Source organism: Aeromonas dhakensis (assembly GCF_000820305.1).
GTDB classification, from domain to species: Bacteria; Pseudomonadota; Gammaproteobacteria; order Enterobacterales; family Aeromonadaceae; genus Aeromonas; species Aeromonas dhakensis.
Map to the genome: position 1 here is coordinate 120020 of NZ_CDBH01000045.1, position 25104 is coordinate 145123.

23 protein-coding genes are annotated in these 25104 nt (G+C 62.6%); 14 read left to right on the forward strand and 9 right to left on the reverse strand.

The window, feature by feature from the left end; translation table 11 throughout:
• Positions 1-3 precede the first annotated feature (3 nt).
• From BN1143_RS11950 to BN1143_RS11970, 5 genes are all read left to right on the forward strand, one after another.
• A complete protein-coding gene (locus tag BN1143_RS11950) occupies positions 4-780 on the forward strand; it encodes an alpha/beta fold hydrolase (protein WP_017781785.1) in 777 nt (258 codons plus the stop codon).
• Positions 781-901: 121 nt separating this feature from the next.
• Entirely contained in the window at positions 902-1927 is a 1026-nt protein-coding gene (gene parM / locus BN1143_RS11955) for a plasmid segregation protein ParM domain-containing protein (RefSeq protein WP_017410447.1), read from the forward strand.
• Positions 1920-2738 (forward strand): hypothetical protein, encoded by an 819-nt coding sequence (locus BN1143_RS11960; protein WP_231570590.1) that lies wholly within the window; start codon positions 1920-1922, stop codon positions 2736-2738. The genes parM and BN1143_RS11960 overlap by 8 nt, the downstream gene beginning before the upstream one ends.
• Positions 2739-2789: 51 nt before the next feature.
• On the forward strand, positions 2790-3065 hold the full coding sequence (locus BN1143_RS11965) for a Bor family protein (protein WP_231570621.1): 276 nt from the start codon (positions 2790-2792) through the stop codon (positions 3063-3065).
• 173 nt (positions 3066-3238) lie between these two features.
• Positions 3239-3529, forward strand: coding sequence for a Bor family protein (locus BN1143_RS11970; RefSeq protein ID WP_005299381.1), 291 nt, complete (start codon positions 3239-3241; stop codon positions 3527-3529).
• 77 nt (positions 3530-3606) lie between these two features.
• Here the strand turns inward: BN1143_RS11970 and moeB are convergent, their stop codons facing one another.
• Both moeB and moeA read right to left on the reverse strand, forming a co-directional pair.
• Entirely contained in the window at positions 3607-4362 is a 756-nt protein-coding gene (moeB, locus tag BN1143_RS11975) for a molybdopterin-synthase adenylyltransferase MoeB (RefSeq protein ID WP_042050788.1), read from the reverse strand.
• The gene (gene moeA, locus BN1143_RS11980; RefSeq protein WP_042050789.1) at positions 4359-5585 is read right to left on the reverse strand and encodes a molybdopterin molybdotransferase MoeA; all 1227 of its coding nucleotides are present in this window, start codon (positions 5583-5585) and stop codon (positions 4359-4361) included. Before moeA ends, moeB begins: the two co-directional genes overlap by 4 nt.
• 304 nt (positions 5586-5889) lie before the next feature.
• On the opposite strand from moeA, the gene folE reads away from it, so the two are divergent.
• Together folE and BN1143_RS11990 are read left to right on the forward strand one after the other, a co-directional pair.
• Positions 5890-6546, forward strand: coding sequence for a GTP cyclohydrolase I FolE (gene folE / locus BN1143_RS11985; protein ID WP_005299391.1), 657 nt, complete (start codon positions 5890-5892; stop codon positions 6544-6546).
• 394 nt (positions 6547-6940) lie between these two features.
• Positions 6941-8596, forward strand: a complete 1656-nt coding sequence (locus BN1143_RS11990; RefSeq protein WP_042050790.1) for a methyl-accepting chemotaxis protein — start codon at positions 6941-6943, stop codon at positions 8594-8596.
• 236 nt (positions 8597-8832) lie between these two features.
• Here BN1143_RS11990 and BN1143_RS11995 read toward each other — a convergent pair whose 3' ends face one another.
• Positions 8833-10563 carry a formate--tetrahydrofolate ligase gene (locus BN1143_RS11995; protein WP_042050793.1) on the reverse strand — a complete coding sequence of 577 codons (1731 nt, stop codon included), beginning with the start codon at positions 10561-10563 and terminating at the stop codon, positions 8833-8835.
• A 66-nt stretch (positions 10564-10629) separates the two neighbouring features.
• Here BN1143_RS11995 and BN1143_RS12000 point away from each other — a divergent pair, with 66 nt between their 5' ends.
• Positions 10630-11046 carry a hypothetical protein gene (locus tag BN1143_RS12000; RefSeq protein WP_017779236.1) on the forward strand — a complete coding sequence of 139 codons (417 nt, stop codon included), beginning with the start codon at positions 10630-10632 and terminating at the stop codon, positions 11044-11046.
• A 25-nt stretch (positions 11047-11071) separates the two neighbouring features.
• Here BN1143_RS12000 and BN1143_RS12005 read toward each other — a convergent pair whose 3' ends face one another.
• Entirely contained in the window at positions 11072-11974 is a 903-nt protein-coding gene (locus tag BN1143_RS12005; RefSeq protein WP_017766036.1) for a LysR family transcriptional regulator, read from the reverse strand.
• 111 nt (positions 11975-12085) lie between these two features.
• Between BN1143_RS12005 and BN1143_RS12010 the strand changes: the two genes are divergently transcribed.
• From BN1143_RS12010 to BN1143_RS12025, 4 genes are all read left to right on the forward strand, one after another.
• Positions 12086-12646, forward strand: a complete 561-nt coding sequence (locus BN1143_RS12010; RefSeq protein ID WP_042050794.1) for a YceI family protein — start codon at positions 12086-12088, stop codon at positions 12644-12646.
• Positions 12646-13383 (forward strand): hypothetical protein, encoded by a 738-nt coding sequence (locus BN1143_RS12015; RefSeq protein ID WP_042050795.1) that lies wholly within the window; start codon positions 12646-12648, stop codon positions 13381-13383. Before BN1143_RS12010 ends, BN1143_RS12015 begins: the two co-directional genes overlap by 1 nt.
• Positions 13384-13569: 186 nt before the next feature.
• Positions 13570-14691: an adenosylhomocysteinase gene (locus BN1143_RS12020; RefSeq protein WP_042050797.1), complete on the forward strand. Its 1122-nt coding sequence runs from the start codon at positions 13570-13572 to the stop codon at positions 14689-14691.
• A 37-nt stretch (positions 14692-14728) separates the two neighbouring features.
• Positions 14729-15040 carry an Rdx family protein gene (locus tag BN1143_RS12025; protein WP_017781774.1) on the forward strand — a complete coding sequence of 104 codons (312 nt, stop codon included), beginning with the start codon at positions 14729-14731 and terminating at the stop codon, positions 15038-15040.
• Between the two features lie 62 nt (positions 15041-15102).
• Here BN1143_RS12025 and olsF read toward each other — a convergent pair whose 3' ends face one another.
• Both olsF and pepT read right to left on the reverse strand, forming a co-directional pair.
• On the reverse strand, positions 15103-16827 hold the full coding sequence (gene olsF / locus BN1143_RS12030; RefSeq protein ID WP_042050799.1) for a bifunctional ornithine lipid synthase OlsF: 1725 nt from the start codon (positions 16825-16827) through the stop codon (positions 15103-15105).
• A 152-nt stretch (positions 16828-16979) separates the two neighbouring features.
• On the reverse strand, positions 16980-18203 hold the full coding sequence (gene pepT / locus BN1143_RS12035; RefSeq protein WP_042050801.1) for a peptidase T: 1224 nt from the start codon (positions 18201-18203) through the stop codon (positions 16980-16982).
• 33 nt (positions 18204-18236) lie between these two features.
• Here pepT and BN1143_RS12040 point away from each other — a divergent pair, with 33 nt between their 5' ends.
• Positions 18237-18536, forward strand: a complete 300-nt coding sequence (locus tag BN1143_RS12040) for a hypothetical protein (RefSeq protein WP_042050802.1) — start codon at positions 18237-18239, stop codon at positions 18534-18536.
• Positions 18537-19271: 735 nt separating this feature from the next.
• On the forward strand, positions 19272-21173 hold the full coding sequence (gene speA, locus BN1143_RS12050) for a biosynthetic arginine decarboxylase (protein WP_017766029.1): 1902 nt from the start codon (positions 19272-19274) through the stop codon (positions 21171-21173).
• A gap of 78 nt (positions 21174-21251) precedes the next feature.
• On the opposite strand, the gene BN1143_RS12055 is transcribed toward speA, so the two are convergent.
• From BN1143_RS12055 to BN1143_RS12065, 3 genes are all read right to left on the reverse strand, one after another.
• Positions 21252-21770: a hypothetical protein gene (locus BN1143_RS12055; RefSeq protein WP_042050804.1), complete on the reverse strand. Its 519-nt coding sequence runs from the start codon at positions 21768-21770 to the stop codon at positions 21252-21254.
• Positions 21767-23749, reverse strand: coding sequence for an alkyl/aryl-sulfatase (locus BN1143_RS12060; RefSeq protein WP_042050806.1), 1983 nt, complete (start codon positions 23747-23749; stop codon positions 21767-21769). Before BN1143_RS12060 ends, BN1143_RS12055 begins: the two co-directional genes overlap by 4 nt.
• A 268-nt stretch (positions 23750-24017) precedes the next feature.
• On the reverse strand, positions 24018-24926 hold the full coding sequence (locus BN1143_RS12065; RefSeq protein ID WP_042050807.1) for a LysR substrate-binding domain-containing protein: 909 nt from the start codon (positions 24924-24926) through the stop codon (positions 24018-24020).
• Positions 24927-25104 lie beyond the last annotated feature (178 nt).

Sequence of the window (25104 nt, forward strand, 5' to 3'; positions counted from 1 at the left end):
CTGATGCGCCGCAATCAGGTGATGAAATCCAACGGTCTTGCCCTGCGCAGCGCGGGGGAGGGCCCCTTGCTGTTGCTGCTGCACGGGCTGGGCTCCTCCAGCCTCGACTGGCAGGCGCAGATCGAACGCTTTTCCGAACACTACCGGGTGGTGGCGCTGGATCTGCGCGGCCACGGCCAGAGCATGCAGGAGGGGCCGTTCGATGTGGCGACCCTGGCGGCTGACGTGGTGAACTGGCTCGACGAACAGCCTGAGCCCGCCTGGGTGGTGGGGCTCTCCTTGGGGGCCATGGTGGCGCTGGAGCTGGCGTTGCAGTTGCCGCACAAGGTGCAGGGGCTGGTGCTGGTCAACGGCTTCAGCGAATTTCTGTTGGAAACGCCAAAAGAGCAGGAGCGCTTTGCCCAGCGCCTCAAGTGGCTGCGCTGGTTCGGCTTGCGGCCGCTCGCCTGGTGGCTTGGCCGCGAGCTCTTTCCCGGCCCCGACCTTGCCCAGGTGCGTCACACCTTCCGGCTGCGTTTCGTGCGCAACAAGAAGAAAACCTACAAGGCGCTGCTGGAGGCGCTGCCCGGCTGGTCGGTGCGCGCCCGGCTTGGCAACATCTGGCAGCCGGTGGCCATCATCTCCACCAGCCACGACTATCTGCCGCTCGCCAAACGGGTGGAGCAGTTCGCCTCTCTGCCCAACGCCACCATCCACACCCCCAATGGCCACCACGCCTGGCCGGCGGAAGATCCCTCCGGCTTCAATCATTTGCTTCACCGGATTTTAGAAACTCATTAAACTAGTCGCCCTTTTATTCCGTGTATGTATTGGTCCGATCGCCTTGCCACGCAAAAAGGCAAGGCAATCGGACCCATTTTGCTCTATCAACAGGTATTTCCTCATGTCTGAAGTAATGAAAATGGCCATCGATGATGGTTCAACCAACGTCAAGGTGAGCTGGATTGAGAACAAGGTGCTCAAGACCATCATCTCTCCCAACTCCTTTCGCAAGGACTGGAAGAGCGCCGCCTTGCGCAAGGACAAGAAGATCTACAACTACGAGATAGGCAACACCAAGTACACCTATGACGCCACGTCCGACAAGTCGCTGGCGACCACCCACGTGGAGTATCAGTACGATGATCTGAACCTGCTCTCCGTGCATCACGCCCTGCTGCAGACCGGCGTGACCCCCTGTGATGTGGCCATCACCGTGACCCTGCCCATCACCGAGTTCTACAACCCGGACGATTGTCAGCGCAACGAGGATAAGATCGAGAAGAAGCGCCGCAACCTGATGCGGGCCATCTCCCTCAACAAGGGGGAACTGTTCAACATCGTCAGCGTGGAAGTGATGCCGGAGAGCCTGCCTGCGGCGCTCTCCCGTCTGATCGGTTCGGGCTGCAACGAGTTTACCAAGACCCTGGTGATCGATTGTGGCGGTACCACCCTCGATATGGGGATCATCGTCGGCGAGTTTGACGATGTCTCCGATGTCTATGGCAACAACGAGATTGGTGTCTCCATGGTGACCGATGCCGTGCGCAAGGCACTGGCGGCGGCGGACAGCGATTCCAGTTATCTGGTGGCCAACGAGTTCATCAAGCGTCGCCACGACATGAGCTTCGTGCGCGATGTGGTGAACGACGAGAGCCAGATCCCCAAGATCCTCGAGAAGATGCAGAACAAGATCGACGAACTGGGCTCCCAGGTAGCGCATGAAGCGAAGAAGTTTGCCAAGAACCCGAACCGTGTTTACCTGGTCGGGGGCGGGGCGTCGCTTATCCACGAAGCAATCAAGAACGCCTACCCGACTCTGGGTGACAGGGTCGAACTGCTGGACGATGCCCAGTCAGCCCTGGCTCGCGAGATCTGCCTCTACACCACCGAAGAAGAGGAAGTGTACCGCGAAGCAGCCGTGATGGCCGAGGTTGGCGATGAGTAGTCAACTCAAGCGCATGACCTTCTCCATCTATATGGATCCGGGTGCGCTGGAGTCTGATCGCTACGCAGTCGGGGTATTGCAGAACTGGTACCAACGGGCCCGCAAGATCCAGGATGGCAGCGAGGAGTTCGACTTCTCCAAGAGTCGTTTCCACAAGGATATCTATCTCTCCGGCATGTTCATGTATGTGCTGGCGCCCAACCTCTGCAAGGCCATTGCCAATGCGCTGGGTCCCGAGCAGGTAAGCATGACCACCTTGCGTCATGCCTTTGCCAGTTGTGGCTTCAACCTGGGAGAGGAGAGTGCATCGGCGCAACCTGCTGCCGATCTCATGATCGAGCAGATAGTGGCCAGATTATCCCCCCGGCTTGGCCAGGGTGATACCGGCGGGCTGGTGGATGAAATCGTTCAGCGTCTGGGTCAGCAAGCCGCCGTGTCCTCTTCGGACAGTCTGGTGGAAGAGATCATCAGCCGACTTGGAGAGCAGCAACCAACCGAGCTGTGGGATGAGTTGCGGCAGGGAATGCCGGCTCCTCTTGATCATGAACAGCTGGCCGAGGCGATCGCGGGCAAGTTGCCATCAGCGACTGGTGAGCAGGACCTGGCGCCGCTGCAGAGCAGCATTCAACAGCTCTCTCGCCAACTGGAAGAGCAGTCGCGGCTTATTCGTGAGCAGCATCGGTTGATCCAGCGTCTGGCCAGTGCCCCTGGTCGCCAAATGACGGCAGCGGGGGAGGCCGAGCCGCTGGTGGAAGATCTCTCCAACCAGGTGGCCAACATGAAAAAGGTCAAGGCCAAAGGGATCTTCTAAGGCTTTCTACCGACCATCGCCAGAGTAAGAGAGATGAAAAAAATAGTATGGATGGCGTGCGGCGCTTTACTGTTGTCAGGGTGTGCCCAGCAAACCTTCTTCGTACACGAAGGTAACCCGGGTCAGCCAACCCGAGAAGTGAGCCATGATTTCGTACTGGCGGGGGTTGGCCAGAGTGAGATGGTCGATGCTGCCCTGGCCTGCCATGGTGACTCGAAAAAAGTGGTGCGGTTGGAAATGCAACAGAGCCCGCAGGATACCTTGATGACCGTCTTGACGTTGGGAATATATACCCCGAGGACGGCCCGGGTTTATTGCAGTCTGTGATTTTTGGGTTGACATTATAAAGTCTCAAATAAAGCCTTGTTGCCCTCTCTGGATTTTGATAGTGTGCGCGCACCTAGGAACACCCCTTTATTTATATTGTTGATAACTAAAGGGAATGCTTCTTTGCGTGGCACCGGCATAGCCGGAAAAATAATATTGTCAGGGATAATAAAATGAAAAAAATGGTATTGACTGCAGCCGTTGCAATGATGATGGCGGGCTGTGCTCAGCAAGGTTTTACCGTGCATTCCGGTAATGCAGTGAAACCCACCAAAGAAGTGACCCACCACTTCTTCATCTCCGGCCTGGGCCAGAGCAAAACCATCGATGCTGCTGCCGTTTGCAACGGTGCTGACAAGGTAGTGCGTGTCGAAGCGCAGCATACCTTCATCAATGGTTTGCTGGGCGCTGTGACCTTTGGGGTCTACACCCCGCGCGAGGCGCGTGTTTACTGCGCCGGTTAATTTCCGCCGTACGCATGCTGCAAAAAGCCGACCCATGGGTCGGCTTTTTTGTTGGAGCAAAGGCTCGTTGAGGTGATTCACCCGTGCGAGCAGACCGGGCAGTCGGGGCGCTTGGGCAGCTTCATCTCGCGAAAGGTGCCGCCAAGGCCGTCGATCATCAGCAGGCGGCCGCTGTAACTGCGGCCCATCCCTGCCAAGAGTTTGATGGCTTCGAGCGCCTGCAGGCTGCCCACCAGTCCCACCACAGGTGCCAGCACCCCAGCTTCGACGCAGGTGAGCGCCTGCTCGCCGAACAGGGCGCTGAGGCAGGCGTAGCAGGGTTCCCCCTCCTGCCAGGTGAAGCTGCAGACTTGTCCCTCCAGCCGGATGGCGGCGCCGCTGACCAGCGGCACGCCGTGCTGGCGGGCCTTTTGGTTGAGCAGGTTGCGAATGGCCAGGTTGTCGGTGCAATCCAATACCAGCTGGTGGTGTGGCAACAGGGCATCGAGCAGCGCCTCGTCGGCCACGGCGGCATGGGTCTCCACCTCAAGCCAGGGGTTGAGGGCGCGCAGGGAGTGGGCGGCGGAGTCCACCTTGTCGTGGCCGATGCGCTCATCGGTGTGCAGCACCTGGCGCTGCAGGTTGGAGAGCTCCACCTTGTCGAAATCGACCAGGGTGAGCCGGCCGACCCCGGCCACCGCCAGATACTGGCTGGCAGCGCAGCCAAGGCCGCCGGCGCCGATCACCAGCACGTGAGCCTGCTTGAGCGCCTCCTGCCCCTCGAAATCGAAAGATTTGAGGATGATCTGGCGGTTGTAGCGCAAGAGCTCGGCGTCGCTCAGGATCTCGTTCACAGCAGCAATCCCCCGAACGGTTCGACGGTAACGGTTTCCCCTGCGACGACCCGGCCCCGCTCGCGCTCCAGGACGATGTAGCAGTTGGCCCGCGACAGGGAGCTGAACACGGCGGAGTCTTGCGAGCCGGTGCTGCGTACCTCCAGGCCGTTTGGCCCCTGAGTCAGGATGCCGCGCTGGAAGTCGAGCCGGCCCGGCGCCTTCTTGAGCGGCTCAGCGGCAATGGCGTGCAGCTGGAGCGGGCGCTCGAAACGCTGACCCGCCAGCTTGGCCAGCGCCGGTTGCACCAGCTGATCGAAGGTGACCATGGCCGAGACCGGGTTGCCCGGCAGGCCGAAAAACCAGGCGTGGGGCAGGCGACCGAAGGCAAACGGCTTGCCTGGCTTGATGGCCAGCTTCCAGAAGCCGATTTCGCCAAGCTCCTCCAGCAACTGCTTGGTGAAGTCTGCTTCCCCCACCGAGACGCCACCGGTGGTGATGAGGGCGTCGGCCTCGCGGTCGGCTTTCAGGAAGGCGGCGCGCAGCTGGGCCGGATCGTCTGGGATGATGCCAAGGTCGAGGCAATCGCAGCCCATGCGATCCAGCATGGCCCGCACGCCGTAGCGGTTGGAGTCGTAGATGTCGCCGTGGGTGAGGGGAGTGCCGACCGGCTTGAGCTCATCGCCGGTACTGAAGATGGCCACTTTCAGCGGTCGGTGCACCGACACGGTGGCAATGCCTAGGGAGGCCAGCAGCGGCATCTCCCGGGCGGTGAGGCGAGTACCGGCAGCGAGCACGCTGGCGCCCTCGCGGATGTCTTCGCCGCGGCGGCGAATGTTCTGGCCGGGCACCGGCGTGGTCAGAAAGGTGATCCTGTCGCCGTCGGCCTGCGTTTCTTCCTGCATCACCACCGCATCCGTCCCGGCCGGCACCGGGGCGCCGGTCATGATGCGCACGCAGTGGCCGGCGAGCCACTCACCCTGGTAGGGCTGACCGGCGAAGGCTTTGCCCGCCATGATGAGGGGCGCGCCGCTGGCGAGATCGGCCAGCCGCACCGCATAACCGTCCATGGCGGAGTTGTCGAACGGGGGCACGTTGAGGGGGGAGGCGATATCCGCGGCGAGTACCCGGCCAAGGGCCTGCGGCAAGGGCAACTGTTCGCTGTCGCAGCAGCCGTCAAGCTGTGCCAGCATGCCCTGCAGGGCGTCGCTCAGGGGGAGTAGTCCGCTGGTATCAAATCCCATGTCATGACCTCATTGTGTGATGGAGGGGGTGTGAAGGGCGGATTATCCCAAAAATCCATGCCGATGGGCAGGTTGCAGCAGGATAAAACCGTTTGGCTGTACAGATAGGCAGCGACCGGGCAGCGCGCCTCCCCCCGTATGGGTAGCGCCGGCGAAGTAAAAGCCGCCAGATTGGCATAAAGTCAGGGAACGGGCTTGAGTTAGCTTGAATTATGACAATAATCGCCGTCTACTATTGCGCCACAACCGAGTGCCGTCATAGCGAGGCGGCCATCATAGTCCCTGAGCGTGGGAGAGGAACAAGATGACGAGCTTAAGTCGGGAAGCCCTGTTGGTCAGGGCCGCCCTCGAGGCCGAGGGCCTCGAAACACCTCTGGTGGCCAATACCCTGGACGGCCAGCAGAAGCGGGAGAAGATCGAGGGCCACATGCGCGCCATCATGGAGACGCTGGGGCTGGATCTGGCCGATGACAGTCTGGCAGAGACACCGCACCGCATCGCCAAGATGTACGTGAACGAAATCTTCTCCGGCCTCGATTACGCCACCTTCCCCAAGGTGACGGTGATCGAGAACAAGATGAAGGTGGACGAGATGATCATGGTGCGGGACATCAGCCTCACCAGCACCTGCGAGCACCACTTCGTCACCATCGACGGGCTGGCCCACGTGGCCTATATCCCCCGCGGCAAGGTGATCGGGCTCTCCAAGATCAACCGCATCGTGCAGTTCTTTGCCCGCCGCCCCCAGGTACAGGAGCGCCTGACCCAGCAGATCCTGCTGGCGCTGCAGACCCTGCTCGGCACCAAGGACGTGGCCATCAGCATCAAGGCGACCCACTTCTGCGTGAAGGCTCGCGGCGTGATGGACTCCACCTCCTACACCACCACGACTTCCCTGGGTGGCGTCTTCAAGACCCAGCCCGATACCCGTGCCGAGTTTCTGGCCGGTCTGAAAGGCTGATCTGCCAGGAGATGTGTCGCCACTGCGGCATGTCTCCTCGCTTTCCCCTCTTTTTCACTTCCCTTGACGGCCCGCTGTCTGCCGGATGGTCGCACCGACAATTTTCCTCAAGGGATGGACATCCCCGGTCGATATATCCCGTTATGGCTTGTGCGCATCTTTCGGGAGTGTGTTCAAGTCTTCAAGGTGCCAGGCTTTGGCTGCTCTCTTGGCCGGGTGGGTCTGTCGATAAGAGACCTGCGCTCAGCCGGGCATCTTGTAAAAAATGTCGCCTCGTTCATGCAAGGACATATATTCATCAAGGCTGGATGAGCCGCCATGGAGGCGGTGACAGCGGGCCGTATGCGTACGGTTCAGACGAGCGTTATCTGTTCACTCATATCCAGGACATGCCATGAATACCAGTACCATGACCATCGGCAAGAAACTCACCGCGGGTTTTGCCATGCTCGGCCTGATGATGGCCTTCATCGGCGGCTTCTCGCTGCTGCAGTTTGGCAACATGAACCGGGCCGCCATCGGCTTTACCGACAGCATCTTGCCCGCCGTGGTGCGCACCAGCACCCTGGGCGAGACCATCAATACCCTGCGCCGCTATGAACTGGATGTGTTTCTGGTGGCGGCCGATCCGCAGCAGAAAGCCCACTATCGCGACCTTGGCGAGCAGACCCTGCAAGAGGTCGCCCGGCAGGTCAAGGCGCACGATGCCACCATCTGGGCGGAGGACGTGGAAGAGCGGCGCACCTTCGACATCGTCAAGCAGGACTGGGACAAGTACGTGGCCCTGCACCAGCGCATCCGGCAGATGCAGGATGGCGGCCAGCTGGCCGAAGCCCAGCAGCTGTTCATGAGCGAGGGGATCACCCTCTACACCAACCTGGCCAAGTCGGTGGGGGATCTGATCCGCATCAACCACGGCTACTCAGTGGGCTCCCGTGCCCAGGTGGTGGCTGCATTTGACAGCGCCAAGCTGAGCATCATAGTGGCGCTGGTACTGGGTCTGGTGCTGGCGGGGGTGCTCTCCACCGTGCTGACCCGCCAGATCCGCGATCCGCTGGTGATGCTGGCCCGCCAGGCCCAGCGCATCGCGAGCGGTGATCTGGGCAAGAGCGAGTTGCAGGAGTGGATCCGCGGCAATCGCTTCAAGCGTGACGAGCTGGGTCAGCTCGGCGCCGCCATCGACCGCATGCAGGGTTCGCTTGCTGATCTGGTGAGTGAGATCGCCGGCTCGGTGAGCCAGCTCAGCAGCGCGGTGGAGGAGGTGAGTGCCATCTCCGAGCAGTCCGCCACCGGCATGGCTCGTCAGCAGAGCGAGGTCTCCCAAGTTGCCACCGCCATGAACGAGATGCAGTCCACCGTCAATGAGGTAGCTCGCAACACCACGGACGCCATGAGCGCCGCCAAGGATGCCTCCCGCACCTCGACCCAGGGCAATCAGGTGGTGCGCAGCGCCATCAGCAGCATCGAGGAGGTGTCGGTCAAGATTGAGCAGGCGGGCGCCGTGGTGCAGCAGCTGGAGCAGGACAGCACCAACATCAGCATGGTGCTTGACGTGATTCGCGGCATTGCCGAGCAGACCAACCTGCTGGCCCTCAACGCTGCCATCGAGGCGGCGCGCGCCGGTGAACAGGGCCGCGGCTTTGCGGTCGTGGCCGATGAAGTGCGCTCCCTGGCCCAGCGTACCCAGAACTCCACCGCCGAGATCAGCAAGATGATCGAAGTGTTGCAGGAGCGCACCGCCGAGGCGGGCAGCGCCATGCAGCTGAGCCGCCAGCAGATGCAGGAGAGCGTGGGGCTGGCACGGGAAGCGGGCAACAGCATCGACACCATCAACGGTGCCGTCACCCAGATCACCGACATGAACACCCTGATCGCCACCGCCACCGAGGAGCAGAATGCGGTGACCGAGGAGCTAAATCGCAGCATCGTCAATATCCACAATGCGGCGGACGAGAACGCCCTGGGGGCCCAGCAGACCGCCCAGGCCTGTGTCGAGCTGAGCAAGCTGGCCAATACCCTGCACCATATGACCCAGCGCTTTACCCTCTAAGAGCGTTTGGCAGATAGCAAAAGGCCCCGTCCAGTGACGGGGCCTTGTTGTTTCTGGCAGGCGTTTTGATCGCAGGGTCGATTAGCGCAGCGTCATCGGCCGGCGCCAGACCCTTTATCCGACCATTTAGCTCAGGCCGACGATATCGCCGTGCTCGTCGATATCGATATGACGGTAACCGGTGGCAGGCTGTCGAGGCGGTGGCTTTGCCTGCAGCTGGCACTCACCATCAACCATCAGCTTAGTCCGACTATTTCGCCGTTATCATCGATATCGATATGACGGTAGGCCGGCAGGCTGCCAAGGCCCGGCATGGTCATGATGGGGCCCGCCAGGGCATAGACGAAGCCGGCGCCGGCGCAGAGCTTCACCTCCTCGATGGGCACCTTGAAGTCGGTCGGCACCCCCTTGAGGGCCGGATCATGGCTGATGGAGAGCGGCGTCTTGGCCACGCAGACCGGCAAGTGGCCCCACCCCTCGGCAGAGAGTTGCGCCAGCTGGCGGCGCGCCTTGTCCGAGAGTCGTACGCCACGCCCGCCATAGCCGCACTCCACCAGGGTCGCCAGCTTGGCGTCCAGGCTCGCCTCGTCCGGGTAGAGCAGTTTGACCTTGCCCGGTTGCTCACAGGCGGCCACCACCGCCCGGGCCAGCTCGCTGGCGCCAGCTCCGCCCTGGGTAAAGGCGTGGGAGATGGCGCAGCCAGAGGCGCCGGCTTGCACCGCTTCGCGGGCCAGCAAGGCCAGCTCCGCCTCGCTGTCGGTGGGGAAGCGGTTGATGGCGACCACCACCGGCACGCCGTAACGGCGGGCATTGGCGATGTGCCAGCCGAGGTTGGCGCAGCCCTGCGTCAGGGTCGGCAGATCCTCGCCCAGCAGGCTTCGGGGCAGCGGCTGACCCGGGCGGATGTCGAGCAGGCCGCTGTTGGCCTTGAGGCCGCGCACCGTCGCCACCAGCACCACGCAGGCCGGTACGATGCCGGATTGGCGGCTCTTGATGTTGAAGAACTTCTCCAGCCCCATGTCGGAGCCAAAGCCTGCCTCGGTCACCACGTAGTCGGTGAGGCCGAGGGCCATGCGATCGGCGATCACCGAGGAGTTGCCGTGGGCGATGTTGGCAAAGGGGCCGGCGTGCACCAGCACCGGGGTCTGCTCCGTGGTCTGCATCAGGGTCGGCTGCAGGGCGTCTTTCAGCAGCACCGTCATGGCGCCCGCCACTTCCAGCTGCTCGGCGGTGATGGGGTTGCCGTGCAGATCGCGGGCCAGCTGGATGCGGCCGATGCGCGCACGAAGATCGTTCAGATCGCTCGCCAGCGCCAGAATGGCCATCAGCTCGGAGGCGGCGGTGATGACGAAGCGATCGCTGCGCTCCACCCCGTCGGCGGCGCCCCCCTGGCCGATGGTGAGGTGGCGCAGGGCGCGGTCGTTCATGTCGAGGGTGCGCGGCCAGAGGATGTTGTCTGCATCGATATCGAGCCGAGGCAGGCCGGTTCTGGCGCTGAACTGGTCACCGAGTTTGCGCTCATGGAACAGGCGGGCATCGAGGGCCGCCGCCGCCAGATTGTGGGCGGCGGTGAGGGCGTGAAAGTCACCGGTGAGGTGCAGGTTCATCTCCTCCATCGGCACCACCTGGGCGTGACCACCACCGGCGGCGCCCCCCTTGACCCCGAATACGGGCCCGAGGCTCGGCTGGCGGATGGTGGCGATGCTGGGCTGGCCGATGTGGTTGAGTCCCATGGAGAGGCCTAGCGTGGTCACCGTCTTGCCCTCGCCAAGCGGGGTGGGGGTGATGGCGCTCACCAGCACCAGCTTGCCCGCCGGTTTGGGGAGCGACTTGAGCAGGTCGAGGCTGAGTTTGCCCTTGTAGTGGCCGTATGGGCTCAGCTGGTGCGAAGGGATGGCGAGGCGCTCGGCCAGCGCATGAATGGAGAGACGGGGGGACTGGCGGGAGATCTCGATATCGCTTAGCATCAGCACCTCGTTGGCATGTCAGGTCAAATATGCGGCGAAGTCTAGTGGAATCAAGAGGGTTATCCAATGAGTAATAATATTTTGTCCGGCAATCGTGAGCTGCATCTAACGCCCATCGAGCTGGATCTCAACGCCCTCTATCACCCGCCCAAGCAGCCGCTCACCGCCCTTGGCATCGTGAGCGCCTTCATTCCGCTGTTTGGCTACGGCTGGCAGGCGATGACCCAGGATCCGGAGACCCACTTTCGCCACGAACTGGCCAAGCGCATCAACAAGCACAAGACCGACGAGGCCAACCTCATCCTGATCCTGCAACTGGCCGGCATGCTCGATTGCCACTGCCTGCACATCAGGCTGCCCTATGCCCTCGGCGATGAGCAGCTGGCGACCCTGCGCCAGCGCCTGCCGCGCTGGCAGCTGAACCTGCACGACGTACTGCTGGTGGCCGAGTTGCCGCTGCCTGCCGATACCGCCGCCTCATAGCCATCCCGTCACCGCTGCAAAGGTGTTAAGCCTTGCGATCCCAGTAGTGGGGGGCGAGATAGCGCTCCTGCACGAACTCGATGAAACAGCGCACCTTGGCCGAGACGAAACGGCGGTGCGGATAGAGGGCATAGAGCCCCACCTGCCCTTTCTCCCACTCCGGCAGCAGTGACACCAGGGCGCCGGAGCGTAGCGCATCGCCGACGATGAAGGTGGGCTGCAAGATGATGCCCTGATCGTCGCAGGCCGCCCGGGTCAGGGCCACCCCGTTGTTGGCCCGCAGCGGCCCCTGCGGGCGCACGCTCAGCTGCTCGCCATCCCGTTTGAACACCCAGTCCGGCTGGGTCAGGGTATAGAGCAGGCAGTCGTGCTGCTTGAGATCCTCCGGGCTGCTCGGCGTGCCCCGACGGGCCAGGTAGCCCGGGCTGGCGCACACCTCCAGCCGCATCATGGCCAGCGGTTTGGCCACCAGGGAGGAGTCCGGCAGGTTGCCGATGCGCAGCGCCAGATCGAACCCCTCTTCCACCAGTGCCACCCGCCGGTCGCTGTACTCTATCTCCAGCTTCAGATCCGGGTAGCGTTCGCGAAACAGCGGCAGGGCGGGGGAGAGGTGCAGGTAGCCAAAATCCATCGGCACCGACAGCTTGAGAGTACCCTGGGGCTGCTGGTTGTTGCGGGTCAGCTGGCTGTGGGTCTCTTCGAGCTCCGCCAGCAGTGCCTGGGAGCGCTGATAGTAGAATTGGCCCGCCTCGGTGGGGTTGACCTGGCGGGTGGTGCGCGACAGCAGCCGGGTGGAGAGGGACTCCTCCAGCTGCTGCATCAGCTTGGAGGTCATGGCGACCGAGATGCCGAGCTGATTGGCGGCCTTGGTAAAACTCTGACACTCCACCACCTTGATGAAGGTGCGCATGGCGGCAATCTGGTCCATCTTTCACTCTCAGTTGATAATTATTTTAATAAATCGCTGATTATCTATGTCCGGTATGGAGGTTAGCATCTTGGCTGTTGTTGTGAACCCCCAATATGAAGGAACGAACGGATGAAGATGACCAAGGCCCTGCTGGCCTCCTGCCTGTTTATGGCGGCGCCCCTGATGGCAGCCGATTACGATGTGGATGTGGCGCATACCACGGTGCAATTCAAGGTGGGACACCTCGGCTTCTCCGAGCTGGTGGGTCGTTTCAACACCTTCAGCGGCACCTTCAGCATGGACGATGCCAACCCGGCAGCGGCCAAGGCGAGCTTCGAGATCGATGCCGCCAGCGTGGACTCCAACCACGAGCCACGCGACAAACACCTGCGCAGCCCCGATTTCCTGGATGTGAAGCAGTATCCCAAGATGACTTTCGTCAGCTCTGGCTACGAGGGCACCAAGGATAAGGGCGTGCTGAAAGGCACCCTGACCCTGCACGGCGTGTCCAAGGAAGTGGCCTTCGATCTGGTTCACATCGGTGAAGGCAAGGATCCCTGGGGCGGCTACCGCAGCGGCTTCAACGCCACCACCACCATCAAGCGCAGCGACTTTGGCGTGAACTACATGGTGCCGAACATTCCGGACGAGATGACCATCAATCTGTTCGTTGAAGGTGTGCGCAAGTAATGGGCGCGGCACTCCTGCTTCAAACCCTGGCGGCTCCTTTGGGGGCCGCTTTGCTGTCGTGGCGCTGGCCGCGGCTGGGGTACCTGTGGGGCGCCCTGGCGCTCTGGCTGGTGGGCTGCCTGCTGGGCGGAGCCTACGGGCTGCCGGTCAAGGCATGGCAATGGCTGCCGCTGACCCTGCTGGTGCCCGCCCTGGCGGTGCAGCTGGCCGATCAGCGGGCCGCGCTTGTGCTGTTTGCTGCGCTCGGGGCACTGGTGTGGTGGCAGGGGCTGGCCTCTGTGCTGGCAAGCGAGCCCGCCATCTGGCTGGCGCTGTTGCCCTCCATTGGCTGGCAGGGGTGGACTGGACTGCGCGGTGACAGCCGCGAGGGGCTCGGCTTTGCCCTCGGCTTCATCTGGCTGGCACTGGTGATCGGCATCGACGGCAGCCTGCTGATTGCCCAGCTGGCCGGTGCGCTGGCGGCCTTCGCCGGTTTCCGTGCCCTGCTCGGGGCCTTTGCCGGCAGCCAGGTGGCGCCCGCGGCGCTCGGGTTGGCGCTGGCCTTCATGCAGATGCTCGCCTGGCAATACGTGGAGGTGCCGTTGCTGGTGTTGCTACCGGTCTGGCTGCTGCCGCTGCTGGAGTGGGCACTGCGCAACAAACCCTGGTTCCAGCGCTGGGCCCTGCTGATCCTGCTGGCGGGCGTCGGGGCGGGTCTGAGTCTGTGGAAGGTGTGGCCAGAGGCCTCTCTTTACTGATTTTTAGCATAAAAAACAGGCAATTACCCCAAAAGTTGCCGACTTCGTCATAGTCTGTACAGATAAAGATTGAGCCCCATAGTGGTTTCAGATAAAAAGGTTTTTCAATTATCTGGATACACACAGAACCCGGTCTGACCGGGTTCTGTTTGCCTGCTTGTTTGCGGCGCGCTAAGGAGGCCACAGTTGCGCAGTCAAGGATCTGAGCATCTGTTTTTTCGCCATTTCACCGAGCAGGGACGTCTCGACGGTCTCTGCATCCTGCTGGTTACCCATCTGCTTCCCGATCGCCCCCAGTTTATCCAGGCCCTCGATCAGATCGGGCGGATCGGCGCCATCCTGCCCAAACCCAAGTCAGTTCACGGACCGACCCTGACCTGGGCCCAACAGCACTATCCGGTGCTGCCCCTCAACCGCCAGTGGACCAATACCCCGCAGGGGGTGATCGAGCACATAGCCCCGCTGGTGGCGCCCCATGAACGGCTGATCATTCTCGATATCGGCGGTTATTTCGCCAGAACCCAGGCCACCCTCAGCGAGTATTTCGGCCCGCGTTTCCTCGGGGTGGTGGAGATGACCGAGAACGGCCATCAGCGCTATGAGCAGGAGGTGCTGTCCACTCCGGTCATCTCGGTGGCGCGCAGCCCTCTCAAGCAGGCCGAGGATATCCAGATCGGCCTGAGCGTGGTCTACTCCGCCGAATCCCTGGCCCGCACCCTCAACCGCACCTTCAATGTCTGCCAGGCCGCCCTGTTCGGCTACGGCAAGGTGGGGCGCAGCATCGCCCGCGAGCTCAGGTGCCGCAACCTGCATCTGGAGCTGGTGGAGACCGACGTGCTGCGCCAGGTGGAGGCGCTCTCCCACGGCTTCAAGCTGGTGGGCAAGGCCGAGGCCCTCAGCCGGGCCGAGCTGGTGATCTGCTCCACCGGCAACGGCGCGCTGGACTTGGCGGATCTGCAGCGGTTGCGCCCCGGCACCATGGTTGCCTCGGTCACCTCGGCGGACGACGAGTTTGCGTTCTGTCTCTCCCAACTGCCCTGGCCGAGCGAAGAGGTGTGCCCCCACGTACTGGCGCTGACCCGTCCCGACGGCAGCACCATCTTTCTGCTCAACCGGGGCGAGGCGGTCAACTTCGTCCACGGCGCCGTCATCGGCGAATATGTCTACCTGGTACTGGCGGAGATCATCGAAGGGGTGCGCCAGCTGGCATTGCAGCCGCTGGCCCCCGGTCTGTTCGACCTGCCGCAGTCGACCATGTGCACCATTGCCCGCCACTGGCTGGCCGACTTCCACGGGGTTGCCCAGTGAGTGCCTTTTTCTTAGCCGCCATTGATGGAGTGACCACATGAGCGACACGACGCTGCCCACCCCCAAACCTCGCATCGAGATCCGCTACTGCACTCTCTGCCGCTGGATGCTGCGCGCCGCCTGGCTGGCCCAGGAGCTGCTCTCCACCTTCGACAGCGATCTGGGTGAGGTGGCACTGGTGCCGGCCAGCAAGGGGGAATTTCGCATCCTGGTGGACGGGGTGCTGGTGTGGGATCGGGTGGCGGACGAGGGCTTCCCCGAGGCCAAGGAGATCAAGCAGCGGGTGCGTGATGTCATTGCCCCCGAGCGTGACCTAGGTCATGCCGATCGCAAGCCGGCCGCCGAGTAGGCCACATCATCAATGACAAAGAGAGGGAGGCACAGGCCTCCCTCTCTCGTTGTTGCGTCCGCTCAACGGTCGGCAGCTGTGCCCGGCTTATCTTCGGCGGGGAGGCCGATATAGCGGGCCCGCTTGTGGGGCTTGAGGCGGCTCACATCCACCCACACCAGGCCGTCGATGCAGTGGTTGAAGTCGGGGTCGATGCCAAAATCCATGAACTGCACGCCGCCCGGCTCGCACAGCTCGGAGTACTGCTTGTAGAGGGTGGGAATGGCGCAGCCCAGGTTGTCGAGGCGAGCCTTGAGCTCCTTGAGATCGGCGCCGTAATCCAGCCCTGCAAACAGCGGCGGCGTGGCGGGGTAGGGGCGGCGCGAGGGGGCGAGCGCGAGCTCGGGGGCAAAGTGCTGGCGATAGAAGCTCACCAGCAGATCCTTGGCCGCCGCCGGCAGGCTGCCGGAGAGCGACACCGGGCCGAACAGGTAGCGGTAGTCGGGATAGCGGGCCAGATAGGCGCCGATGCCAAACCAGAGGTAATCGAGCCCCCGTTTGCCCCAGTAGGCGGGCTGGATGAAGCTGCGACCAAGCTCGATGGCAAGCTCCAGCCTGGGCAGCAATTTCTCTTCAAAGCCAAACAGGGTGTGGCTGTAGAGGCCGTCGAGCCCCTTGCTGGCCAGCAACTCGGCCACCGGCGCGAAACGGTAGGCGCCGATGATCTCGAGCCGGGCCGGATCCCAGAGAATGAGGTGGTGATAGTCATCGTCGAAGGTGTCGAGATCCCGCCGTCTGCCGGAGCCTTCCCCCACCGCCCGAAAGGCAATTTCCCGCAGGCGCCCCAGCTCGCGCAGGATCACCGAGTGACTCAGCTCGTGGCGTCGGTAGAGATAGATACCTTGGCCGTCCGGGGTGTGGCCGAGGGCCTCGCAGGATTCGATGGCCTGCTTGAGCTGACGGCGCTCCTCCGGCAAGGCGATGGGGGCTTCGGTGGCCAGCAAGCCCCGCTTGCCACGCCCGATCCGGTAGAGGTGGCTGCGCACCAGCCGGGCCGCGCTCTTGGCGGGCAGCTCCTGCACCCCGCTGGCCGGGATGCGGGCACCTATGGTGATGGCGATGCGTTTCCCCTGCTGGCGAAACAGCTGCTTGACCAGCAACAGCCCGGCCCAGTCGTTGTTGAGCCAGGCGGCGAGATAGAAGGAGAGACCGTTGCGCCCGTCCAGATGGATCGGCACCAGCGGGGTGCGGGTGCGTTGGGCCAGCTTGATGAAGCCTGATTGCCAGGGGCCGTCCTTGACCCCCTTGGGGCCGAGGCGCGACACCTCGCCGGCGGGAAAGATCACCAAGGCCCCTTCTCCCGCCAGGTGTTCCCCCATCGCCAGGATGGCGCGCCTGTCGGTCTTGCCCCCCAGGTTGTCCACCGGCAGCAGCAGGGGTCGCAGTGGCGTCAGCTGGGCCAGCAACTGGTTGGCCACTATCTTGACGTCCGGCCGGATGTGGCCGAGCAGGCGCAGCAGGGCCAGCCCGTCGAGGGAGCCGATGGGGTGGTTAGCGACTATGATGACCCGGCCGCTGGCCGGAATGTGCTCGAGCTGGGCCTCGCTCACCCGGTAGTCGAAGTCGAGCTCGGTCAGTGCCTGCTCGACGAAGTCGAGTCCGCGCAGATGGGGGTGGCATGCGGCGAAGCGTTGAAACGCCTGCTCGTGCAGCAGCCAGCGCAGCCCTTGTCGAAGCAGGGGGCGCAGCAGGTCGTTGGCCGACAGGCGGGGCAGGTGTTGTTGTAGCAGGGCATCGACACTGAACATGGGCTGGGCTCCGATGAGTCGTTGCCCTAGCGTGACGTCCTTTTGTTCCCGCCCCATGGCAGCGGGATGACAGTTTGATGGCAAAGAGGGGAGCCGGTTAACCGGCTCCCCTCTTTGGTCATGCTTTGGTCATGGCGGTGACGATGGCCGGTTTAGTCGCGCCAGGCCGAAGTCAGGCGCACCAGCTCCACCAGGGTGGCGACCGCTTTTTCCATGGATTGCAGCGGGATGAACTCGTGCTTACCGTGGAAGTTGTGGCCACCGGTAAAGATGTTGGGACAAGGCAGACCCATGAAGGAGAGCCGCGCGCCGTCGGTGCCGCCGCGAATGGGTTTTATCTTTGGCGCCACGTCGGCGGCCAGCATGGCGGCCTTGGCCAGCTCGACTATGTGCATGTGCGGCTCGATCTGGCTGCGCATGTTGCGATAGCTGTCGGTCAGGGTGAGCTCGATGCGCGCTTTTGGCGCCTCCAACTGCAAGGAGGCGACCCGCTCCTTGAGCTGGGCCTTGCGGGCGGCGAAGCCCTCGTCGTCGAAGTCGCGAATGATGTAGTGCAGGCAGGTCTCCTCCACTGTGCCGTTCATCTGGGCCAGGTGGAAGAAGCCCTGATAGCCGTCGGTCGTCTCCGGGGTCTGCTCGGTGGGCATGGCGGCGTGGAAGCGGGCGGCCAGGGTCTGGCTGTTGATCATGCTGCCCTTGGCGGTGCCAGGGTGCACGTTGTTGCCGATAAAGCGTACCGTGGCGCTGGCGGCGTTGAAGTTCTCGTATTCGAGCTCACCGAGCTCGCCGCCGTCCACCGTGTAGGCCCAGCGGGCCGGGAAGCGGTCCAGCGGGAAGCGGTCGGCGCCGCGGCCTATCTCCTCGTCCGGGGTAAAGCCGACCCAGACATCACCGCGGGGGATCTCGGGGTGGGCCAGCAGGTGGTCGATGGCGGTGAGGATCTCGGCGATGCCCGCCTTGTCGTCGGCCCCCAGCAGGGTAGTGCCGTCGGTGGTGATGAGATCCTGGCCCAGGTAGTTTTTCAGGAAACGGTAGTCGCGAATGGCCAGCACCTCGTCACCCTTGCCCAGGCAGATGTCACCCCCCTGATAGTTCTCGATGATCTGGGGCACCACCTGCTCGGCCTCGTAGTCAGCGGTATCCATGTGGGCGATGAGGCCGATGGCTGGCGCGTCCGGCTGGTTGCCCGGCAGGCAGGCGGTGAGGTAGCCGTGCTCGTCCAGGGTGACCCGGCTCAGCCCCATCTGCGTCATTTCGTCACAGAGGGCGCGGGCGAAGACCAGCTGTCCCTCGCTGCTGGGACAGACGGGATTGGTCGCATCGGAGCGGGTATGAAAAGTCACGTAACGCAGAAAACGCTCAAGCAAGGTATCCATTGGCAAGCCTCAAACCTGTGGTGGAGGGTCATTGTGGCCAATCTGGCGGCGGGGCTTTTTGCGTCAGCTCAGTTTTTGCCACATTTTTTGGCGAAGATCGGGTTGGAAAGGTGTAAGGTGGTTGAGGCTGTGGTTGTTGATATCAATGACAGCATAAAATGGTCCATCAACCGCATTTTTAAGCGGCTTGTGATGGGACTCATTTTTCCGTCAATGCCCTTGGTGGCGGGGGAGGGGCGAGGACGGGCCAGACGGGGTTATTTTCAGGGTGAAAAAGGGCGCGTGGCGAGACTTCTTCCCCCGCTTGCCAGGCCTGCTGGCAGCAAGATTTGATCGCCTTATGAAAAGCTGTTTTTGAACACTATTTTTTATTGTCACCGCTGGCGGTAAGTGTGTACACTCCGCGCCGATCCAAGGGCAACCCTGAGCAGGCAGAGGCCGCCAGACTCCCGCAGGATCATACGCCTATAGGGCGAGGCACGCAGAAACGACAGACACTGCTAGGGTATGGTTTCTTTAATACCGGTTAGGCTCCGGTATCAGGGAGAACAACGGACTCTCATTTTCCGGCTGACCGAGTGAGCCATCGGCTCATCATCTTCCCTTGTCATGGGCGGTCACTGGCGGTGAGCTGGCTGTGGTTGTTGTCGTCTATCAACACGCTTGCGTGCTGACGCCTTCGCATCTCTTCCTTGAAACCCTCCCCTGCTGTCGTGACGGCTGCCGAATGATGAACGAACGACGTGGCTGATGTCGTTTGTCATCAAAGTACCGCGGTGCTGGTTGCAGCACCGCATACCGTTGAGCTTGATGTAAAGCCACCAGCCCCACATCAAGACTCGTTACTTCCCCAAGATCCACCAGGCAGCCTAGGCTTGCCGCGATGAACCAGGGAGGTGGCGACAGGTGAACGTTCAGGTCAACCCGCGGCGTCAGCGCCCGGTGCTGGACGTCTTGCCTTGCTCGCCCGCAGGCCGCTTCGGCGCGCCACACCTGCTCATCGATGGTCTGGATGTGATTGAGGGTAACGAAGGCGGCCACCGGCCGCTCATTTGCGAGGCATAGCCCATGACTAACTGGTCCAGCAAGGACTCCTTGAAGGTCTACAACGTTCCCTACTGGGGTGCGGGTTTTTTCAACATCAATGACGCCGGTCATGTGACCGTCGCTCCCGACAAGTCACGCCCTGACGCACAGATCGTGCTCTCCGATGCCATCGAACAACTGCGTCAATCCGGGCTGACCACTCCGGTACTGCTGCGTTTCCCCGACATCCTCAAGAGCCGGGTCGATGCGCTGTTCAACGCCTTCGGTCAGGCCATCGAGAAGTCAGGCTATGAAGGGGACTACCTGTGCGTTTACCCGATCAAGGTAAACCAGCAGCGTCGCGTCATCGAGACCATCAGCCAGTCCTACAGCGACAAGCCCCGGCTTGGCCTGGAAGCTGGTTCCAAACCGGAACTGCTGGCCGTGCTGTCCCATCACCATGAGCAAGGCTCGGTGATCGTCTGCAACGGTTACAAAGACCGCGAATATATCCGCCACGCCCTCTTGGGCAACCTGATGGGCCACAAGGTCTACATCGTGGTGGAGAAGCCCTCCGAGCTGGAAATGGTGCTGGACGAGTCAGCTCGCCTCAACATCAAGCCCAACATCGGGGTGCGTGCCAAGCTTGCCTCCACCGGATCCGGCATGTGGGAATCGAGCGGCGGCTCCATGTCCAAATTCGGTCTGTCCGCCTCCCAGATCCTGGCGCTGATCGAGCGTCTGCGTGGCCTGGGCAAGCTGGACTGCCTGCAGCTGCTGCACTTCCATCTGGGTTCCCAGATCGCCAACATCCGCGACATCCAGGGCGGTATCCGCGAGTGCGGCCGTTTCTACGCCGAACTGCGTCGCCTCGGTGCCAACATCGAAGTGGTTGACGTGGGTGGCGGCCTGGGGGTGGACTACGAGGGGACCCGTTCCCAGAGCCACTGCTCCGCCAACTACAGCCTCTCCGAGTACGCCAACAACGTGGTGTGGGGCATCGGCGATGTCTGCCGCGAGTTCGACCTGCCGCACCCGACCATCATCAGCGAGTCCGGCCGTGCCCTGACCGCTCACCACGCCGTGCTGGTCACCAACATCATTGGTGCCGAAGGGGTGGAGATGAACGACATCAGCGCGCCGGACGAAGATGCGCCCACCATTCTGCAGAACATGTGGAAAGGCTGGCTGGACCTGCGCGGCGAAGATCCCTCCCTGCTGGAGATCTTCCATGACTCGGTGGCTGACCTCGGTGACGTCAATACCCAGTACACCATGGGTCTGCTCAACCTCGAGCAACGCGCCTGGGCCGAGATGCTGCACCAGAACACCTGTCTGGCGCTCAAAGAGATGCTCAACCCGGTCAACCGCAACCACCGCGCGCTGGCTGACGAGCTCTCCGAGAAACTGGCTGACAAGTGCTTTGCCAACTTCTCCCTGTTCCAGTCCCTGCCGGATGCCTGGGGTATCGGTCAGGTGTTCCCGGTGATGCCGCTTTCCGGCCTCGAGCGCCCGCTCACCCGCCGCGGTATCCTGATGGACATCACCTGTGACTCCGACGGTCAGGTCGAGCACTACGTCGACGGTCTGGGTGTGGAAAGCACCCTGCCGATGCCGGTGTATGGCGAGAACGAAGAGTGCCACGTCGGCTTCTTCCTGGTGGGTGCCTATCAGGAGATCCTCGGCGATCTGCACAACCTGTTCGGTGACACCCACTGCGCGGAAGTGTGGCTGGACGAGGAAGGCAAGATGGACATTCGCAACGTGGTGCGCGGCGACACCGTCGACCAGCTGCTGCGTTACGTCAACATCGACCCGTCCGTCATTCGCGAGAACTATCAGCGGATCGTCTCCCACCCGGCGCTGGACGACGCGGCTCGCAAGGCCCTGCTCGAAGAGCTGGAGCTGGGTCTGCAAGGCTACGCCTACCTGGAAGACGAATAAGCGCCCGCGCTGGTTCGTTGCCCCGATGGCAGCAAAGAAAAGGGAGGCAGATGCCTCCCTTTTTTCATGTCTGGGCACTCATGAGCCCAGGGCCAGGTGCAAGTCGTGCTGCAACTGCCGGCCCTCCTCGCCCGGCATGGCAACCACTCCCAGCTGCAGCGCCTCCTCTATGGTGAGGGTGCCGGCCAGCAGGGCGTCGAGGGCCGCCTCGCTTAGCAGCATCATCCGATCCTTGGGGTGCGGGCCGGCAGTATGGAGCTGGAGCAGCAGTGACTCCTTGCCACGCAGCCTCGACCAGAGCCCGGAATCGACCAGCAGGATGGAGACGCCGCCCCTGACTCCGGCCTGCTGGAAGCGGCTCTTCAGGGTCTGCAGCCAGGCCTGGCTGCGGGCAAACCCCGCCTCGCCGGTGAGGCTAGGCAGACGGGCCACCCTCTCATCATTGACCGCTGCCGCGGTCGCCATGGCAACGTCGAGTGCGCCGGGCCAGCTCTGTTCAAACGGATTGGGGTAGAGTGCGTCATAACCGCAGGTCTGCCCCATCCCGGGGATGAGGCAGAGCAGGGTCATGCACACGCGCAGGGTGCGTCGCATCATGGGGTCACTATGTTGAACCAGAAGTTGAACTTGTCGAGCAGGCCGACGAAGTCGCTGAAGGTCTGCTGGTTCCCTTGAACCTTGATCTCGCCGCTGGCGATCTTCTGCTCCAGCGTGCCCTGGCCCAGCTGGATGTCGTCCAGGGTCTGCTTGCTCAGGGTGAGGGTGACATCCGGCTTGGCGGCATAGTGGGTGGTGTGATTGAGTACGGCGTTCTCCAGGCTCAGGGTGTGTTGCTCCCCGATGTCGGTGAAGTTCATGTTGATGACCATCTTCTTACCGGCCGCTTTCTCCGGATTGATCCGCACCGCCAGATAGTCGAACAGCATGCTGGGACTCATGGCGCGAATGGTGTCCGGCGAGGCGGTGACGGTACCGCCAGCGGTGGGCACGCCGTTGCGCAGCTCATAGGCCCCCTGCAGATAGACGGAGCGCCATGGGCCGGACTCGGCCTGATAGCCCAGCTGCTCGAGCGCATCGGCCAGCAGCAGCTTGCCCTCCTGATTGTTCGGGTTGGCGAACACCAGGTGCTTGAGCACTTCCGCGACCCAGCGATATTCCCCCTTGTCGAAGGACGCCTTGGCTTTCTTCAGGAGCGCCTGCTCACCGCCCATGAACTCGACGTATTTGGGGCCGACCATCTCGGGTGGCAGGTTGTCCAGATCGGAGGGGTTGCCGGAGTACCAGCCCATGTAGCGCTGATAGACGGCCCGGCTGTTGTGGCGCAGGGTGCCGTAGTAACCGCGGTTCGGCCAGAAGTCGTTGAGCTCGGGGGGCAGGGCAATCTTCTCCGAAATCTCCTCACCCGTGTAGCCCATGTTCATCAGCCGCACCGACTGGTCGTGGATGTACTTGTAGAGATCCCGCTGCTTCTTGAAGTAGTCGACGATGCTGGCATTGCCCCAGCGCGGCCAGTGGTGGCTCTGGAACTTGACCTGGGCCTGGTCGCCCCAGGTCTCGATGGTCTCGTTGAGGTAGCTAGACCACTTGAGCGCATCGCGCACCTGGGCGCCGCGCAGGGTGAGGATGTTGTGCATGGTGTTGGTGGTGTTCTCAGCCATCCAGAGCGCCTTGCTGTCCGGGAACCAGGTGTTCATCTCGGCCGGTGCTTCGGTGCCCGGGGTCATCTGGAAGATCATCCGTACGCCGTCCAGAGTAACCTCTTCCCCGCTCTTGGTGATGAAGCGGGTCGGCAGCAGCAGGGAGGGCACGCCGGCGGAGACGGTCTGCCCCAGGCCGCCATTCACGCTGCCCTGGGCATTGCGCGGCAGCAGGGCGCCATACATGTAGACGGCGCGGCGGGCCATGGCGTTGCCGGCGATGACGTTTTCCGAGACAGCATGTTCGGTGAACCCTTCGGGGGCGATGATCTGAACCCCGTTCTTTTTCACCTCGTCCGGCGAGTTGAAGAGGCCGGCGGCCCCGCCGTAGTGATCCACGTGGGAGTGGCTGTAGACCACGGCAGTGACCGGTCGCTCGCCCAGGGTCTGGTTGATGAAGGCGAGGGCCGCCTTGGCGGTCTGCGGCGAGATCAGCGGGTCGAAGACGATCCACCCCTTGTCGCCCTGGATGAAGGTGATGTTGGAGAGATCGAAGCCGCGGATCTGGTAAATCTTGTCGGTCACCTTGAACAGCCCGTACTCCATGTTCAGCTGGGCATTGCGCCACAGGCTCGGGTTGACGGTATCCGGCGCCGTCTTGTCCAGGCCGATGTAGGTCTTGTATTGCTCCAGATCCCACACCACGTTGCCCTTGTCATCCTTGATAGTGAGGGTATCCGGTTTGGCGATAAAGCCGCGCCGGGCGTCCTCGAAATCCTGCTTGTCGTTGAATGGCAGGGTGTGCAGCACATTCTGGTTGGCCTGGATGGTAAATTCGCTGGCGGGCTTGGGGTTGATGACGGCCCAGGCCGGCTGCAACAGCAGGGAGCCGGAGAGCCATAGGGTGACAATGGTGTGCGTCGAGAACTTGAGCTTCATCTGTTTTCTCCAGATTGTGGTGGGCAGGCCGGACCAAGTGTAGTCAGACTCTGATGCCTCCCAGTAATAAACAGGGTGAGTGACGGGTAACCGAGATAGCGCCTGACGACATATCCCATGAACATGGTCAGCATCGCTCTGTTAGTCGGGCGTTGCGGCATTGCGCCGAGGGCACGGCAACGGGGTCGGCACCAGAGTAGTCAAGCCGGCCGCAACAATCATGGCAGCCGGCAATAAACGACAGTTAAGCGGTGGTTAAATGAGGGGGTCAGCTTGCGGCAATCAGGTGCAGTTGGCGGATAAACCACTGGAGGGCGGGATCCCGGCCCTGCGCCTGGTGCCAGCTGATGTAGACGGGACAGTGGCTGGAGGCCCAGGGCAGCGGAAAATCCTTGAGCCGCAGGGTGTCGCGCACCTGTGCGACATGCCACTGGCTGACCACGCAGAGCCACTCGGTCTGGCTGACCAGGGAGAGGGCGGTGAGCAGGGCGTTGCTCTCATAGGCAATCTTGCGGGGAGGCAGGGCCTGGTCACTGAGGCTGCGGATGACCCAGTCGTCCTTGCGGCGCACATCCCAGACCACGTGCTCCTCGGCAAAGAAGGTCTCGAAGTCGAGGCTCTCCCCGATGCGCGGATGATCGGCGTGACAGGCCACCCTGAGCTCCAGGGTCAGCAGGGATTCGTTGCAAAAGCCGGTCTCTTCCAGCGCCGTGCTGGCCAGCACCAGGTCGATGTTGCGAAGGCGCAGCGCCTGCTGACGCAGGTGCTCTTCAAACATGCCGGGCACCGACTCCACCCGACAGTGGGGCGCCACCCTGGCCAGATGGGCGAGCAGCGCCGGCAACAGCAGGAGATCGAGGTCCGGGTGGCTGGCGATGCGAAAGATACGCTGGCTGGTGAGGGGATCGAACGCCTGATTGAGCAGCAGGGAGCGTTCCATGGTATGCAGGGCGGTGCGGATCTCCCGGTGCAGGGCGAGGGCACGGCTGGTGGGGATGATCCCGCGGCCATCGCGGCGAAACAGGGGCTCGCCGATGAGGTCGCTGAGCCTGCGAATGGCCTGACTGATGGCGGCCGGGGTCATCTCCAGGCTGGCGGCCGCGGCCGATACCCCCTTCTCGGTCATGACGCGATCGAAGATGCGAAACAGGTTCAGATCTATGTGGGAGTGGCTCATCTATACCTCCTCTGCGGGCCTGGTCGTGTGGCGCCAGGCGCTGGCTGTCGCCGGGCCCCGCCATGGGGTGAAGGGCGCCTGAGGGGCTGCGCAGGATCCGCTGCCCCAGCTCACATTGTGGCGGGCGTGGCTGACTGAGAACTTAACGAGCAGCATATGACCATCGCTGAGGCAGAAG